Here is a 15,171-nt window from a genome sequence, read left to right on the forward strand (position 1 = left end):
GTTCACACCACCCGGGCGTCCACGTAGCACCACCGCCAGTCCTCGCCGGGCTCGAACGAGCGCATCACCGGGTGCCCCTCGGCGTGGAAGTGCGCGGTGGCGTGCCGCCGAGGGCTGGAGTCGCAGCAGGCGACGTGCCCGCAGGTGAGGCACATCCGCAGGTGGGCCCAGTTCCGCTCGCCGGCGGCCAGGCAGTCCGCGCACCCCTCCGACGAGGACGGCGAGACCGCCCCGGGCAGTGCGTCGACGTGAGGACAGGTCATACCGGCCATCATCACGCAAGATTGCGCCATGCACGGTCCGGAACTGATCCTGCTGCTCCTCGGGGCGCTGCTGGTGACGGCAGTCGCCAAGCGCTTCGCCGCTCCCGCCCCGCTGGTGCTGGTGGCCACCGGCCTGGCCGTCTCGTTCATCCCCGGCCTGCCGGCGTTCGAGCTCGAACCCGAGCTGGTCCTGGTCCTGGTGCTGCCCCCGCTGCTCTACTCGGCGGCGCTGGACAGCTCGTACCACAACATCCGCGCCAACACGCGCCCGATCGGCCTGCTCGCGGTGGGCCTGGTGGTCGCCACGACGGCCGCCGTCGGCTGGGTCGCCCACCTCGCCCTGCCCGCGCTGTCCCTGCCCGCCGCGCTGGTCCTCGGCGCGGTCGTCGCGCCGCCGGACGCCGTCGCGGCCGTGGCGATCGGCCGGCGGCTCAACCTGCCCCGGCGCACGATGACGCTGCTCACCGGCGAGAGCCTGATCAACGACGCCACCGCGCTGACCGTCTACAAGGTGGCCGTCGCCGCCGCCCTGGGCACGACGGCCACCTGGTTGGACGGCACCCGCACGTTCGTGGTCAGCGCGGGCGGCGGCGTGCTGGTCGGCCTGGTGATCGGCGTCGGGGTGCGCACGATCCGGGCCCGGCTGCACGACGGCGTGATGGAGAGCGCGCTGGGCATGCTGGTCCCGTTCGGGGCGTACCTGTTCGCCGAGGAGCTCGGCGCGTCCGGTGTGCTGGCCGTGGTCGTCGCGGGCCTCTACATCGGCCACCAGGCCCCGAAGAGCTCCTACTACACCCGGCTCCAGGACACGGCGGTCTGGCGCTCGGTGGACGTCCTCCTGGAGTCCTTCGTGTTCGCGCTGATCGGCCTCCAGTTGAGGACCACCGTGCTGGCCGTCGAGATCACCGCCGCACTCGTCTGGGGCGCGGCGGCCGTCCTGGTCACCGCCGTCGCGGTGCGCTTCCTGTGGATGTACCCGGCCGCCTACCTGCCGCGCCTGCTGTCCAAGCGGGTCCGCGAGCGGGAGCGGGCACCCGGCTGGCGCGGCGTGACCGTGCTGTCCTGGGCGGGCATGCGGGGCGTGGTGTCGCTGGCCGCCGCGAGCGCCCTCCCGCTCGACCTGCCGGGCCGGGAGGTGATCGTGTTCTGCGCGTTCGTGGTCACCGTCGGCACGCTCCTGATCCAGGGACTGTCCCTGCCGTGGGTGATCCGCAAGCTCGACTTCCAGGGCGACGAGGAGCAGGCGGACGCCCTGGCCGAGGCCCAGGTGCAGCACGCCGCCGCGCGGGCCGCCGTGGACCGGCTGGACGAACTCGTCGAGGGCGGCGACGAGACCCCCGACCACGTCGTGGACCGGCTGCGGATCATGACCGAGCACCGGGGCAACGCCGCCTGGGAACGGCTGGGCCGCCAGGAGGACGAGAGCCCCGCCGCCGCGTACCGCCGGTTGCGCCGCACCATGCTGGAGGCCGAGCGGCAGGTCTTCGTGGAGGCCCGGGACAAGCGGCAGATCGACGACGAGGTGCTGTTCCGGGTGCTCCGCGAGTTGGACCTGGAGGAGGCGGCCATCGCGCGCGAGTGAGCCCGCGCCACGCGTTCACGATGACGTGGCCCGCACTTCACCCGGTCGTGACGAGGACGTCGCGGAGCGCAACGAGGCTCCGCGGGTCTGGTCCGCGCAACAGGGAGGTCGACGATGGCGCGCACGAGGATCGTCTGGGCGGCGCTCGCCGCGCTCGCGGTGGCCGGGGTGGTGACCCTGCCCGCCGCGTCGGCGCACGGCGGCGACGCGGCGGGTGCCCACCGGCCCCGGGGCCCGGTCGTCATCGGGCACCGGGGCGCGTCGGGCTACCGGCCCGAGCACACGCTGGGCTCGTACGAGCTGGCCGCGCGGATGGGCGCGGACTACGTCGAACCCGACCTGGTGTCCACGAAGGACGGTCGGCTGGTCGCGCGGCACGAGAACGAGATCGGCGGCACGACCGACGTCGCGGGCAAGCCGGAGTTCGCGAACCGCAAGACCACCAAGGTCGTCGACGGCGCGCGGGTCACCGGCTGGTTCACCGAGGACTTCACGCTCGCCGAGCTGAAGACGCTGCGCGCCGTCGAGCGCATCCCGGACACCCGACCGCGCAACGCGCTCTACGACGGCCGCTACGAGATCCCCACCTTCCAGGAGGTGGTCGACCTCTCCAAGCGGCTGTCCCGCGAGCTCGGCCGGGACATCGGCCTCTACCCGGAGACCAAGCACCCCACGTACTTCCAGGACATCGGGCTCCCGCTGGAGCCGAAGCTGGTCGACGCGCTGAACCGCAACGGCCTCAACCGGCCCGGCGCGCGGGTCTACGTGCAGTCCTTCGAGGTGGCCAACCTCAAGGCGCTCAAGAAGGAGCTCCGCGTCCCGCTGGTGCAGTTGGTCAACTCCTCGGGCGCGCCCTACGACTTCGTCAAGGCCGGCGACGAGCGCACCTACGACGACCTGGTCACGCCGGACGGCCTGCGCGGAATCCGCACCTACGCGGCCGGTGTCGGCGCGGCCAAGGACCGGATCGTCCCGCGCGACGCCCGGGGCTTCCTGCTCGCGCCGACCACGCTGGTGCGCGACGCCCACCTGCGCGGCCTGGTCGTGCACGCCTGGACGTTCCGCAACGAGAACACGTTCCTGCCGGCCGACTTCCGCTCCTCGCCCGACCCGGCCGCGTACGGCCGGGCCTTCGAGGAGTACGCGAGGTTCTACGCCACCGGCCTCGACGGCGTGTTCGCCGACAACCCCGACACCGCGGTCGAAGCCCGGAACGCCCGCTAGCCCGCGTTCCCCGCGTCGACGGCGGTGACGCGACCGGGCCGGTTCAGCCCGTCGGCGTCAGCACGGCGTCCCCCGGCACGGCCCGCTCCGCCCGGAGCAGGCCGCGCCGGGCCAGTTCCGGCCGGACGCCCTCGCCGAACCAGTAGGCCTCCTCCAGGTGGGGGTACCCGGAGAGCACGAACTCCTCCACGCCCAGCGCGTGGTACTCCTCGATCAGGTCGGCGACCTCCGCGTGGCTGCCCACCAGCGCGGTGCCCGCACCGCCGCGCACCAGGCCGATGCCGGCCCACAACCCGGGGTGGACCTCCAGCCCGCGCACGCCCTTCGACAGGTCGCCGCCGTGCAGCGCGACCATCCGCTGCTGCCCCACGGACTGGCTGGCCCGCAACTGCTCCTGCGCCCGCTCGACCTGGACGGGGTCCAGCGCCTCCAGCAGCTTCCCGGCTTCGCGCCACGCTTCCGCCGACGTGTCCCGCGAGATGGTGTGCACCCGGATGCCGAACCGGATCGGCCGGTCGCCCGCCAGCGCGCGCACCCGCCCGATCTTCTCGGCGACGAGCGCCGGCGGCTCGCCCCACGTCAGGTACACGTCGGCGCGCCGCGCCGCCACCGGCAGCGCCGCGTCCGAGGAGCCGCCGAAGTAGATCGGCGGCACCGGGTCGGGCGGGGCGGACAGCGTCGCGCCCGCGACCTGGTAGTGCTCGCCGGCGAAGTCGACCGGCCGGCCCGCCCACACCTCCCGCACGACGTGCAGGAACTCGTCGGTGCGCGCGTAGCGCTGGTCGTGGTCGAGCCAGTCGCCGAACCGCCGCTGTTCGAGGGAGTCGCCGCCGGTCACCACGTTGAGCAGCAACCGGCCCCGGGAGATCCGCTGGTAGGTGGCCGCCATCTGGGCCGCCAGGGTCGGCGACAGCACACCCGGCCGGAAGGCCACCAGGAACTTCAGCCGCGACGTGCGGGACAGCAGCGCCGCCGTGGTCAGCCAGGCGTCCTCGCACCACGTCCCGGTGGGCGTCAGCACGCCCTCGAACCCGTTGCGCTCGGCCGCCACCGCGACCTGCTCCAGGTAGTCGATGTCCGGGCCGCGCGACGCGGGCCCGCCGGGGGACCGGCTGGCGTGGAAGCGTTCCACGACCGTCCGCCCGTCGCCCGAGGTGGGCAGGAACCAGTGCGGCACCACGCTCATGACAGCTCTCCCTGGGATCGTCCGGCCGCGGGCTCGCCGGAACCGCCCCGCACCCGCTCGTGCGGCCGAGTTTTCGGTGCGGCACAAGACAAGTCAACGGAGAGCCGGACCGTCCCGGATCGTGAAAGTGCCTCCGACCCCGACAACGTCGGGAGCGGAGGCACCGTGCCGGAGAACGGCTCCGGGGAGGAACGGGGTCAGGCGGCGGGCGGGTGCGCGGCGGGAAGCCCGGTCACGCCAGCACGTCGTGGCGCACGATCGTCTGGTCGCGGCCCGGACCCACGCCGATGGCGGAGATCCGCGCGCCGGAGATCGACTCCAGGTGCTCCACGTACGCGCGGGCGTTCGCGGGCAGCTCCTCGAACGCCCGGCAGTGGCTGATGTCCTCGAACCAGCCGGGCAGCTCCTCGTACACCGGGACGGCGTGGTGCACGTCGGTCTGCGTCATCGGCATCTCGTCCACGCGCTCGCCGTCGATCGTGTAGCCGACGCAGACGGGGACCTTCTCCAGCCCGGACAGCACGTCCAGCTTGGTGAGGAAGTAGTCGGTGATGCCGTTGACCCGCGACGCGTAGCGCGCGATCACCGCGTCGAACCAGCCGGTGCGCCGCGAGCGCCCGGTGGTGACGCCGAACTCGCCGCCGGTCTTGCGCAGGTGCTCGCCCATGTCGTCGTTCAGCTCGGTCGGGAACGGCCCGGAGCCGACGCGGGTGGTGTAGGCCTTGAGGATGCCGATCACGGTGGTGATCCGGGTCGGCCCGATGCCGGAGCCGGCGCTCGCGCCGCCGGAGGTCGGGTTGGACGACGTGACGAACGGGTAGGTGCCGTGGTCGACGTCGAGCAGGGTGCCCTGCGAGCCTTCCAGCAGCACGATCTCGCCGCGCTCCAGCGCTTCGTTGAGCAGCAGGCGGGTGTCCGCGATGCGGGAGGCGAACTTCTCGCCGTGCTCCAGCACGCTGTCCACGACCTGCTCGGGGTCCAGCGCCTTGCGGTTGTAGACCTTGACCAGCACCTGGTTCTTGAAGTCCAGGGCGGCTTCCACCTTCTGCCGCAGGATCTTCTCGTCCAGCACGTCCTGGGCGCGGACGCCGACGCGGGCGATCTTGTCCTGGTAGCACGGGCCGATGCCCCGGCCGGTGGTGCCGATCTTGGCCTTGCCCAGGTACCGCTCGGTGACCTTGTCGATCGCCACGTGGTAGGGCATGATCAAGTGCGCGTCGGCGGAGATGAGCAGGCGGGAGGTGTCCACGCCCTGCTGCTCCAGGCCGGCCAGCTCGTCGAGCAGCACGCCGGGGTCGACCACGACGCCGTTGCCGATCACGCTGGTCACGCCGGGGGTCAGGATGCCGGACGGGATGAGGTGCAGGGCGAACTTCTGGCCGTCGGGCAGCACGACGGTGTGCCCGGCGTTGTTGCCACCCTGGTAGCGGACCACCCACTGGACGCGCTCACCGAGCAGGTCGGTGGCCTTCCCCTTGCCCTCGTCACCCCACTGGGCACCGATCAGCACTACGGCCGGCATGTGAAACTCCAAGCGGTTCGACGGGGTGTGAGCGGAGCCTACGACGGCTGAGCCGTCACCTGCCGGTGCTCAAGGGTAGACCAGGAGATGAACGTGCGCGGAATCGTGTTGGCCTGCGGAAACTCGCAGTCGCCACTGATCACTGACGGTGACCGGTTCGTGGTGCGGCGGGTGCCCGCGAAGCCGGGAAAAGCCGAGGTGGACCCGGTTTTCGCGGATTTGGGTGACGCGCGTCTCATCGTGCACGGGACCGACGCGGACCTCAACGCCGTGGTGTTGCGATTGCTTCGGACCGACCACCTGACCGGAGCAGTGCTGGGGTACGTGCCGACCGACGAGGACTCCGCGGTGGCCCGGTTGTGGGGGCTGCCGACGGACCCCGGACGGGCGCTGGACCTGACCCTGTCGGGTGATCCCGATCGCGTCCCGCTGGTGCGCGACGACGTGGGCGGCGTGCTGGTCGGCCTCGGCTCGCTCGGACCGGTGCGCGGTGTCGGGTACGCCGACGACACGGTGGTGCTGCGCGGCCAGGCGAGCCGGCTGGAGGTGACGCCCGACCCGGAGAACGGCCTCGGGCTGGTCGTGAGCGTGATCCACAAGCGGTTGCTGGTGAAGAAGGTGAAGACGACCGCGGGGCGCGCCTTCCAGCTCGGGTGCCTGCCGGTCCAGGTGACCGTGGACGGCGTCGCGCACCCGCGCCCGATGGGCAAGTGGACCTGGTACCGCCACACGGAGGAGCTCCGGCTGGTCCGCGGGCTGCACTGACCCAAGCGTTCGTGCGCCATCCACTGGTGTGTCACCCGGAGGTGTTGAGCAGGCAGGGCGATGAACCCAAGGTGATTCCGACAGCTTCCCACTAGGAAGGTCGGAATCATGGCCACGGTTGACAAAGCCGCTTCGCTCCCGATCACCCTGCTCCTGGTCGGTGCGCTCGCCCTCGGCACGGCCACCCCCGCGCTCGCCACCCCGCCCGGCATCCCCGGCACCGCCACCGCCCACTCGGAACTCGCGGCCCTGCCCGTCGCGGCGGAGGGCTCCATGGCGGGTTACTCGCGCGAGAAGTTCCCGCACTGGAGCGCCGTCTCCGGCGCGTGCAACACCCGGGAGACCGTGCTCAAGCGGGACGGTGCGAACGTGGTCACCGACTCGTCCTGCGCGGCCACTTCGGGCCGGTGGTCCAGCCCGTACGACGGCGCGACCTGGTCGGCGGCGTCCGATGTGGACATCGACCACGTCGTGCCGCTGGCCGAGGCGTGGCGCTCCGGCGCGTCCTCGTGGACCACCGCCAAGCGGGAGCAGTTCGCCAACGACCTGGCCGGCCCGCAGCTCATCGCGGTGACCGACAACGTCAACCAGGCCAAGGGCGACCAGGACCCGGCCGCCTGGAAGCCTCCGTCGACCTCCTACTGGTGCACGTACGCCAAGATGTGGGTGCGCACGAAGTACCGGTGGGGCCTGAAGCTGAACTCCACCGAGAAGACCGCGTTGCAGTCGATGCTCGGAAGGTGCTGATGGCCGACTACTCGTCCCCGATCGTGGCCGGACCCGGTGGTGTGATGACCGACGAGGTCGGCGTCGTCACCGGCGACCTGGAACTGCGCACGACCCTCGCGGACGGCGTCGTGCGGGCGAGGGTGCGCTACGAGGGCGCGGACGAGTGGTACGCCGTCACCGGGGCCGCGTGCCGGGTGGCCGACCCGCGCGACCACGCCGGCGTGCACCAGGTGCTCCTCGGCGTCCTGCACCGGCCCCTGGGCTAGCCGTCGTCGCCGCCCCACGACGGGGGTGGCGACGACCGGGGGGCGGTTCACCCGGCGGCCGGCACCTGGCCGTCGCCGCCCCGGGACAGGGGCGGCAGCGAGCCCGCCGCCTCGGCCCGGGTCAGGCCGGTGGCCTGCAACAGGTCCACCGCGACCGAGCGCACCTGGGCGAGCACCACCCTGGTGGAGAACCCGTCGCCGCCGAGCTGGTGCGTGGTGGCCGCCGCCACGGCGTCCCGGACCGTCGCGCGGGCCTGCACGGGTTCGTCACCGCGGGCCAGCTCGACGCGCAGCAGGTCCAGCGCGTCGGAGTACCGGCGCAGCACCTCGGGCAGGACCTCCGGCATCCGCTCGCCGTCGCGCAGCGCCGCCAGCGCCCGCCGGGCCAGCACGCGGGTGTTGCGCAGCGCGTAGTCCACCGGTGCGGCGGTGGCCCGGTACCGGGCCAGCTCGTTCCTGCGCCGCCAGCGGATGGGCGCGATGGTCGCGATCTCGCCACCGGCCCGCAACGCGGACGTGAAGTCGTCCACGGCCTCCTGGCTGGACCGCAGCCGGGCCAGCACGCCCGCCGCCCGCACCGCGTCCCGCTCGGCCACCGCCGTCGCCACGCCGCGCAGCGCGGCGGTCAGCTCGCCGAACACGACCTTGGCCTGCCGGTGCGCCACGGTCAGCGGGTTCGCGGGCAGCAGCGCCGTCACCGCGAGCCCGACCAGGCCGCCGACCAGCGCGTCCACCATCCGGTCCAGGCCACCGCCGGCGCTCGGCGGCAGCAGCGTGGCCACCAGGACGGCGGACGAGCCGGACTGGAGGGCGATCACCGCGCCGCCGTCCAGCAGCACGGCGGTGGACATAGCCAGCGCCACGACCAGGGCGATCTGCCACGGGCCGGACCCGATCAGCGAGATCAGCACGTCCCCGACGCCGACGCCCACGGACACGCCCACGACCAGCTCCACCACCCGCCGCAGCCGCTGCCCGAGCGACACGCCCAGGCAGACGACGGCGGCGATCGGCGCGAAGAACGGGTGCGCGTGACCGACGACGGAGGTCGCCACCAGCCACGACAGCCCGGCGGCGAGCGCCGCCTGGCCGATCGGCAGGGCGGTGCCCCGCCAGCGTTGCAGCCGGCGCAGCGCCTCGTCGCGCACGGCTCCCACGGATCAGCCCAGGCCGAGCGCGGCGGGTGCCGCCGGGTCGCTGTCGGCGAGGAACTTGCGGCAGCGCTCGAACTCGTCCGCCTCGCCGATGCCGTCGGCGGCGCGGGCCAGCGCGGCGAGCGCGCGCAGGAAGCCCTGGTTGGGGCGGTGCGCCCAGGGCACCGGGCCGAAGCCCTTCCAGCCGGCGCGGCGCAGTTGGTCCAGGCCGCGGTGGTAGCCGGTGCGGGCGAAGGCGTAGGCGGTCACCGGGTCGTTGGTCTGCAACGCGCGTTCGGCGAGCAGCGCCCAGGCTTCGCTGAAGTCCGGGTAGGCCCGGACGATCTTGGCCGGGTCGGTGCCCGCCTCGGCGGCGGCCTGCGCCTCCGGCCGGTCGGGCAGCAGCGTCGGTTCGGGGCCGAGCAGGTTCTCCATGCGCTCAGGATAGGAATACCCGGAGGGTGGCAGCGACCAGTCCCAGCACGACCGCGGTCACCACGATGCCGGCGACGACCTTCTTGCCCATGGCTTTCGACACTCCCCGGACGCTCCCGGCCCGCCGACGGGTTCTCAGCGAACTCTCAGCCCCGCACCCTGCCGTGCTAGCCCGAAAGGGGCAACAAGGCTCACCCCTTCGCGCCAGGCGACCGTTGAACGTGCTGGTCACCACAACCCCCTAGGGGATGTCCCGGCAAAGACCAGGGGAGCCCTCCCTTCCCGGCCGCCCGGCCGGGACGCATCATGTTCGGGTGAAAACGGGGGCAACCGAACGCGTCGCGCAGTTCCGCGACCAGTACTGGGAGCGGGGCGAGCCGGGGCGCGCGACCCCGCCGGCGCTCGTCGCCGGGTTGTACAAGCTGTGGCTGCTCGGGCTGCTGCTGAAGCTGCTCGGGTCGTCGTGGGACGTCGCCTGGCACTTCAAGTGGCTGCGCGACGAGCTCGCGCCGCCCCACGTCCTCAACACGGTCGGCACGGTGATCGTCGTCGCGCTGACCCTGTTCCACACCTACACCGGGTACGGCGCGGACCGGCGCGCGCTGCGGCTGATGCAGTGGGGCACCGGGATCTTCCTGGTGGCGCTGCCGATCGACCTGATCAACCACCGGATCAACGGCCTGGACATCACGTCGTGGAGCGGGTCGCACGCGCTGCTCTACCTCGGCACGGCGATCATGCTGGCGGGTGCGCTGCGCGGCTGGCTCGCGCTGTTCCCGGAGTCCCGGTGGCGGCTGCCCGGCCTGGCCGCGCTGTGGTTCTTCTTCCTGGAGAACGCGTGGTTCCCCAACCAGCACCAGGAGTACGGGGTGCTGGAGATCGCGTCCTGGGACCGGGGCGACCCGTACGCCGAACCGATCCTGCTCCAGTTCGCCGCCGACCAGATCGGCCGGCCGGTGGACCGCGAGTCGATCGTCCAGTTCTCGCTGCCCATCCCGGACTGGGTGTATCCGGTGTGGGGCCTGGTCGCGGCGGCCCTCGTGCTCGTGGTGGCGCGCCGGACCACCGGCCGGCGGTGGGCGGCCACCGCGATCGCGGCCGGGTACGTGGCCTACCGGTGCCTGATCTGGCCGCTGCTCGCGGGCGCGGACTTCCCGCTCTCGGCGGTGCCGGTGTTCCTGGTGCTGATCGGGCTCGCGGTGGACGCCGCGCACCTGGGCCGGGTGCCCGCCCCGGTGGCGGCGGTGCTCGGTTCGGCGGCGGTGACCGGCCTGGGCTACGGCGGCATCTGGGTCCAGCAGTCCCTGGACGCGGCCCCGCCGATCCTCCACACCTCGGCGGCGGTCACGTTCGCGGTGCTGGCGGCGCTGTGGCTGGGCGGGGACGCCGTGCTCCGCCGGCGGCGAGCGGTGCCGGCCCACCCCGCGCGGGCGGGGGCGACCCCCCGCTGAGCCCGGGTTCGCAGCTCGCACCGTGCGCGCGGGCCCGGTCGCCGGTCGCCGGTAAAGGCGATCCGCCTCGACGACGGCTTCGCGGGGCCCGGAGAACGCGGCAGCGCCCGACCGGAACCCGGTCGGGCGCTGTCCGGTGCGTGAGAGGTCAGCCGGCGATCATCCGACCGGAGGACTTCAGGTGCTCGCACGCCTGCGCGATGCGGGCCGCCATGCCCTGCTCGGCCGCCTTCAGGTAGCTGCGCGGGTCGTAGACCTTCTTGTTGCCGACCTCGCCGTCCACCTTGAGCACGCCGTCGTAGTTGCTGAAGAAGTGCCCCACGATCGGGCGGGTGAACGCGTACTGCGTGTCGGTGTCGATGTTCATCTTGATCACGCCGTACGCGAGCGCCTCGTGGATCTCCTCCAGCAGCGAGCCGGAGCCGCCGTGGAAGACCAGGTCGAACGGCTTGGAGCCGGCCGGCAGGCCCAGCTTCTCGGCCACCACGTCCTGACCCTGCTTGAGGATCTCCGGCCGCAGCTTCACGTTGCCCGGCTTGTACACGCCGTGCACGTTGCCGAACGTCGCGGCGACCAGGTAGCGGCCCCTCTCCCCGGTGCCGAGGGCGTCCACCGTCTTCAGGTAGTCCTCGGGCGAGGTGTAGAGCTTGTCGTTGATCTCGTTGGCGACGCCGTCCTCTTCACCGCCGACGACGCCGACCTCGATCTCCAGGATGATCCGGGCCTTGGCGGCGGCGTCCAGGAGGTCGGTGGCGATCTTGAGGTTCTCGTCCAGCGGCACCGCCGAGCCGTCCCACATGTGGGACTGGAACAGCGGGTTCAGGCCGCGGTCGACGCGCTCCTGGCTGATCGCGATGAGCGGCCGGACGAAGCCGTCGAGCTTGTCCTTGGGGCAGTGGTCGGTGTGCAGCGCGATGTTCACCGGGTACTTCTCGGCGACCACGTGCGCGAACTCGGCCAGTGCCACCGCTCCGGTGACCATGTCCTTGACCTTGGTGCCGGACGCGAATTCGGCACCACCGGTCGAGACCTGGATGATCCCGTCGCTCTCGGCCTCCGCGAAGCCGCGCAGGGCGGCGTTGAGGGTTTCGGACGAGGTGACGTTGATCGCGGGGTAGGCGAACTCGTTCGCCTTCGCCCGGTCAAGCATCTCGGCGTAGACCTCGGGGGTGGCGATGGGCATCGTGTGGTCCTCCTCGGGTGCCCGGAACGCGGTGTCGCGCAGCATCCTACGGGCACCGCCCGGCGAACGAAGTTGATCACCTGCATAGTGGGGTCATGGCGATCGCACGGTGGAACGGCGAGATCATCGCCGAGAGCGACAAGACCGAGGTTGTAGAGGGGAACCACTACTTCCCCCTGGAGGCGGTGCACGCCCAGTACCTCAGGCCCTCGGACCACACGTCCGTGTGCCCGTGGAAGGGCACCGCGAACTACTACACGCTGCACGTCAACGGCGAGGAGAACCCCGACGCCGCGTGGTACTACGCGGAGCCCAAGGACGCGGCGGCCGGGATCAGGGGCCACGTGGCGTTCTGGAAGGGCGTCGAGATCACCGGGTGACGGTGTCGCGGGGGCGGTCCGTCGAACCGCCCCCGGGCGTTACTCGGCGAGGGCGGCGGCCAGCTCGCGGAACTGCGGCGAGTCCTCCAGGTGGTCGCCCAGGACCTGCACGGACACGTGGTCCGCGCCCGCTTCGCGGTGTTCCCGCAGCCGGTCCGCGACCCGCTCCGGGGAGCCCCACGCGACCAGCGCGTCGACCAGCCGGTCGCTGCCGCCGTCGTCCAGGTCGTCCTCGGTGAAGCCGCCCCGCAACCAGTTCCTGGTGTAGTTCGCCAACCCGAGGTACAGGGCCAGGTTCTCCCGGCCGACCGCCCGCGCCCGGTCCGCGTCCTCCTCCAGCACGACGTGCTGCTCGGGCGCGAGCACGGTCGCGGCCCCGATCTCGGCGCGCGCCAGCGCGGTCTGCTCGGGCGTCACCAGGTAGGGGTGGGCGACGCTGGTGCGCGCGGCGGCCAGCCGGAGCACGCGGGGGCCGAGGGCGGCCAGGGCCAGCCGGTCGCGGGGGACGTCGAGCTCGTCGAGGTAGTGCACCAGCTTCTGGTAGGGGCTGTGATAGACCTCACCCACGTGCTCGCGGTGGCCCGCGCCGACGCCGACCAGGAACCGGTCGGTCCAGGCCAGGTCGCGGTAGCCCGCGTTGACCTCCGCCGCCGGGGTGGTCCAGACGTTGAGGATGCCGGTCGCGACGACCAGCCGGTCGGTCGCGTCGAGCACCTCGGCGACCAGCCCGAGGACCCCGCCGTCCGGGGCTCCACCCAGCCACAACGCGCCGAAACCCAGTTCCTCCAGCTCGGCCGCCCGCGCGGCGCGGCCCTCCCAGCGCGAGGCGGGTGCCCACACGCCGAACCTGCCCAGCTCAACGGTCATGTCGTCCCCTCTCGAACTACCCGGTCGACCACAGCCAACCGGCGGGTCCCACCATTTAGTCCTGCCTGTGACGTTCGGCGCGACCGCAGATCGTGGGGTTGGGTTCCTCCCATGACGAATCTGGGAACCAGCGACCTCGACGTGTCGCGGCTGTGCCTGGGCGGGAACGTGTTCGGCTGGACCGCCGACGAGGACGACTCGTACGCCGTGCTGGACGCGTACGCGGCGGCCGGCGGCGACTTCGTGGACACCGCGGACGCGTACTCGGCCTGGGGCGACGGGCACGTGGGCGGCGAGTCGGAGACGATCATCGGCGGGTGGCTGCGGTCGCGCGGCAACCGGGACCGGGTGGTCGTGGCGACGAAGGTCGGGATGCTCGGCGTGGGCGGCCTGGACAACCTCCGCGCGGACACCGTCGCCACGGCGGCGGAGAACTCGTTGCGCCGGCTCGGCGTGGACCACATCGACCTGTACTACGCCCACCAGGACGACCCGGACACCCCGCAGGAGGAGACCGCGGCGGCGTTCGACGCCCTGGTCAGGGCGGGCAAGGTGCGCTACGTCGCGGCCTCGAACTTCACCGCCGAGCGGCTGACGTCGGCGCTGGCGGTGTCCGAACGCGAGGGCCTGGCGAAGTACGTGGTGTTCCAGCAGCACTACAACCTGGTCGAGCGGTCCTACGAGGGCGCGCTGTCGGCGGCCGTGGCGGCGGGGGGACTGTCGTCCACGCCCTACTTCTCGCTCGCGAAGGGCTTCCTGACCGGCAAGTACCGGCCCGGGGTCGCGGTGGAGAGCACCCGCGCGACGGCCGCGTCGAAGTACCTGGACGAGCGCGGCCTCCGGGTCCTCGACGTGCTGGACGAGGTCGCGGCGGCGCACGGCACGACCGTGGCGGCGACGGCGCTGGCGTGGCTGGCGGCCCAGCCGACCGTGGCCGCGCCGATCGCCAGCGCGCGGACCGCCGGGCAACTGGCGGACCTGCTGCCGGTGCTCGACCTGGAGCTGAAGGCGGACGAGATCGCCCGGCTCACGGCCGCGAGCGAGCCGGAGGCGGGGTAACCCGGCAGCGGCCCACTCGCGGGACCGGCACCCCGGCGGCCGGGCGGGCCGCCGGGGTGCGCGAGCGCTAGTCCCTCAACCAGCTACCCAGCACGGTCTGCCACTCGTGCACGCGCGTCTCGGCCACCACGCCGGCGGGCGTGTACGGGTCGGCGGCCAGCACCTCGCGCAGCTCGGTTTCGTCCGCCACCTCGTACACCAGCACCGCACCGGACTGGTCGGTGTAGGGACCGGACACCAGGAGCCTGCCCTGGTCGACCAGGGTCGCCAGGTAGTCCCGGTGCGCGGGCCGGGCCGCCAACCGGTCGTCGACGTTGTCCCCGAACACCAGCTCGACCACGAACCTGGCCACAGTCCACCTCCGCGAGACGCCTACGCTGCGCCCGAAGCTACCGGTCGACCGGGTACCGTCGTTTCCGTGGTCGGTTCGGAGCAGAGCAGCGGCGGCATCGCGCGTGTGCAGGACACGCTGACGAACCTGCGCATCCAGGACGGCACCCCGCAGCCGCCGTCCGGTCCGCTCACCCTGGAGGACCTGTACCGGCAGCACCGGATGCGGCTGGTCCGGCTCGCCCTGCTGCTGGTGGACGAGCCCGCGACGGCCGAGGACGTGGTGCAGGAGGCGTTCACCGGCCTGCACCGGAACTGGTCCAACCTGCGCGACGCCCAGGCGGCGGTCGGCTACCTGCGCACGGCGGTCGTGAACGGTTCCCGCAGCGTGCTGCGCCGCCGGAAGACCGCCCGCGACTACACCCCGCCGCACATCGCGAACGCGCGCTCGGCGGAGAGCCTGGCCATGCTCACGGCCGAGCACCAGGCGGTCGTCGCGGCGCTCTCCCAACTGCCGCCGCGCCAGCGGGAGGTGCTCGTCCTGCGTTATTACGGTGATTTGTCCGAAGCGGAGATCGCCGAGGCGACCGGCATCTCGAAGGGCACCGTGAAGAGCACCGCGAGCCGTGCCCTGGACGCCCTCCAGAAGATCATGGCCGGCCGCTAGGCGGCCCACCCCCTCATCGCGGCGCGCGCACCCGGGCCCGGGTGCGGTGGTGGCGAAGAAGACCGAAACCGTGGGATGGGTGTCCTCGCCCGACGGTGGCCACCCTCCGGGAACCGGGTACCTGCCACC

The 15,171-nt window shown here is 72.6% G+C and carries 17 protein-coding genes; 9 read left to right on the forward strand and 8 right to left on the reverse strand.

Translation table 11 applies throughout. The annotated features are described in order from the left end of the window. Positions 1-2: 2 nt before the first annotated feature. The gene (locus tag AB0G01_RS31150; RefSeq protein WP_360952980.1) at positions 3-263 is read right to left on the reverse strand and encodes a UBP-type zinc finger domain-containing protein; all 261 of its coding nucleotides are present in this window, start codon (positions 261-263) and stop codon (positions 3-5) included. A 28-nt stretch (positions 264-291) separates the two neighbouring features. Between AB0G01_RS31150 and AB0G01_RS31155 the strand changes: the two genes are divergently transcribed. Together AB0G01_RS31155 and AB0G01_RS31160 are read left to right on the forward strand one after the other, a co-directional pair. Further along, entirely contained in the window at positions 292-1,845 is a 1,554-nt protein-coding gene (locus tag AB0G01_RS31155) for a Na+/H+ antiporter (RefSeq protein ID WP_360952983.1), read from the forward strand. A 114-nt stretch (positions 1,846-1,959) separates the two neighbouring features. Then, positions 1,960-3,069: a glycerophosphodiester phosphodiesterase gene (locus AB0G01_RS31160; RefSeq protein ID WP_360952986.1), complete on the forward strand. Its 1,110-nt coding sequence runs from the start codon at positions 1,960-1,962 to the stop codon at positions 3,067-3,069. Between the two features lie 43 nt (positions 3,070-3,112). Here the strand turns inward: AB0G01_RS31160 and AB0G01_RS31165 are convergent, their stop codons facing one another. Together AB0G01_RS31165 and AB0G01_RS31170 are read right to left on the reverse strand one after the other, a co-directional pair. Continuing rightward, positions 3,113-4,255, reverse strand: a complete 1,143-nt coding sequence (locus AB0G01_RS31165) for an LLM class flavin-dependent oxidoreductase (RefSeq protein WP_360952989.1) — start codon at positions 4,253-4,255, stop codon at positions 3,113-3,115. A gap of 232 nt (positions 4,256-4,487) precedes the next feature. After that, entirely contained in the window at positions 4,488-5,777 is a 1,290-nt protein-coding gene (locus AB0G01_RS31170; protein WP_360952992.1) for an adenylosuccinate synthase, read from the reverse strand. Between the two features lie 93 nt (positions 5,778-5,870). On the opposite strand from AB0G01_RS31170, the gene AB0G01_RS31175 reads away from it, so the two are divergent. From AB0G01_RS31175 to AB0G01_RS31185, 3 genes are all read left to right on the forward strand, one after another. Then, positions 5,871-6,542 carry a hypothetical protein gene (locus AB0G01_RS31175; RefSeq protein ID WP_360952995.1) on the forward strand — a complete coding sequence of 224 codons (672 nt, stop codon included), beginning with the start codon at positions 5,871-5,873 and terminating at the stop codon, positions 6,540-6,542. A gap of 108 nt (positions 6,543-6,650) precedes the next feature. Then, on the forward strand, positions 6,651-7,289 hold the full coding sequence (locus tag AB0G01_RS31180; RefSeq protein ID WP_360952998.1) for an HNH endonuclease family protein: 639 nt from the start codon (positions 6,651-6,653) through the stop codon (positions 7,287-7,289). Then, on the forward strand, positions 7,289-7,537 hold the full coding sequence (locus tag AB0G01_RS31185) for a hypothetical protein (RefSeq protein WP_360953001.1): 249 nt from the start codon (positions 7,289-7,291) through the stop codon (positions 7,535-7,537). The genes AB0G01_RS31180 and AB0G01_RS31185 overlap by 1 nt, the downstream gene beginning before the upstream one ends. 47 nt (positions 7,538-7,584) lie before the next feature. Here AB0G01_RS31185 and AB0G01_RS31190 read toward each other — a convergent pair whose 3' ends face one another. Together AB0G01_RS31190 and AB0G01_RS31195 are read right to left on the reverse strand one after the other, a co-directional pair. Beyond that, positions 7,585-8,694, reverse strand: coding sequence for an FUSC family protein (locus AB0G01_RS31190; RefSeq protein ID WP_360953004.1), 1,110 nt, complete (start codon positions 8,692-8,694; stop codon positions 7,585-7,587). A 3-nt stretch (positions 8,695-8,697) separates the two neighbouring features. Further along, positions 8,698-9,105, reverse strand: a complete 408-nt coding sequence (locus tag AB0G01_RS31195) for a DUF3151 domain-containing protein (protein WP_360953007.1) — start codon at positions 9,103-9,105, stop codon at positions 8,698-8,700. A 314-nt stretch (positions 9,106-9,419) separates the two neighbouring features. On the opposite strand from AB0G01_RS31195, the gene AB0G01_RS31200 reads away from it, so the two are divergent. Beyond that, complete coding sequence (locus AB0G01_RS31200; protein ID WP_360953010.1) at positions 9,420-10,556, forward strand: hypothetical protein; 1,137 nt, start codon at positions 9,420-9,422, stop codon at positions 10,554-10,556. 148 nt (positions 10,557-10,704) lie between these two features. On the opposite strand, the gene fbaA is transcribed toward AB0G01_RS31200, so the two are convergent. Continuing rightward, positions 10,705-11,739 carry a class II fructose-bisphosphate aldolase gene (fbaA, locus tag AB0G01_RS31205; RefSeq protein WP_360953046.1) on the reverse strand — a complete coding sequence of 345 codons (1,035 nt, stop codon included), beginning with the start codon at positions 11,737-11,739 and terminating at the stop codon, positions 10,705-10,707. Positions 11,740-11,834: 95 nt separating this feature from the next. Here fbaA and AB0G01_RS31210 point away from each other — a divergent pair, with 95 nt between their 5' ends. Further along, entirely contained in the window at positions 11,835-12,119 is a 285-nt protein-coding gene (locus AB0G01_RS31210; protein ID WP_360953013.1) for a DUF427 domain-containing protein, read from the forward strand. Between the two features lie 39 nt (positions 12,120-12,158). On the opposite strand, the gene AB0G01_RS31215 is transcribed toward AB0G01_RS31210, so the two are convergent. Beyond that, positions 12,159-12,986 carry a TIGR03620 family F420-dependent LLM class oxidoreductase gene (locus tag AB0G01_RS31215; RefSeq protein WP_360953016.1) on the reverse strand — a complete coding sequence of 276 codons (828 nt, stop codon included), beginning with the start codon at positions 12,984-12,986 and terminating at the stop codon, positions 12,159-12,161. Positions 12,987-13,097: 111 nt separating this feature from the next. Here AB0G01_RS31215 and AB0G01_RS31220 point away from each other — a divergent pair, with 111 nt between their 5' ends. Next, positions 13,098-14,045 (forward strand): aldo/keto reductase, encoded by a 948-nt coding sequence (locus tag AB0G01_RS31220; RefSeq protein ID WP_360953019.1) that lies wholly within the window; start codon positions 13,098-13,100, stop codon positions 14,043-14,045. A gap of 67 nt (positions 14,046-14,112) precedes the next feature. Here AB0G01_RS31220 and AB0G01_RS31225 read toward each other — a convergent pair whose 3' ends face one another. Further along, positions 14,113-14,397 carry a YciI family protein gene (locus AB0G01_RS31225; RefSeq protein ID WP_360953022.1) on the reverse strand — a complete coding sequence of 95 codons (285 nt, stop codon included), beginning with the start codon at positions 14,395-14,397 and terminating at the stop codon, positions 14,113-14,115. 66 nt (positions 14,398-14,463) lie between these two features. Between AB0G01_RS31225 and AB0G01_RS31230 the strand changes: the two genes are divergently transcribed. After that, the gene (locus AB0G01_RS31230) at positions 14,464-15,042 is read left to right on the forward strand and encodes a SigE family RNA polymerase sigma factor (RefSeq protein ID WP_360953025.1); all 579 of its coding nucleotides are present in this window, start codon (positions 14,464-14,466) and stop codon (positions 15,040-15,042) included. Positions 15,043-15,171: the final 129 nt, after the last annotated feature.

This window comes from Actinosynnema sp. NPDC023587 (assembly GCF_040640215.1).
Classification (GTDB): domain Bacteria; phylum Actinomycetota; class Actinomycetes; order Mycobacteriales; family Pseudonocardiaceae; genus Actinosynnema.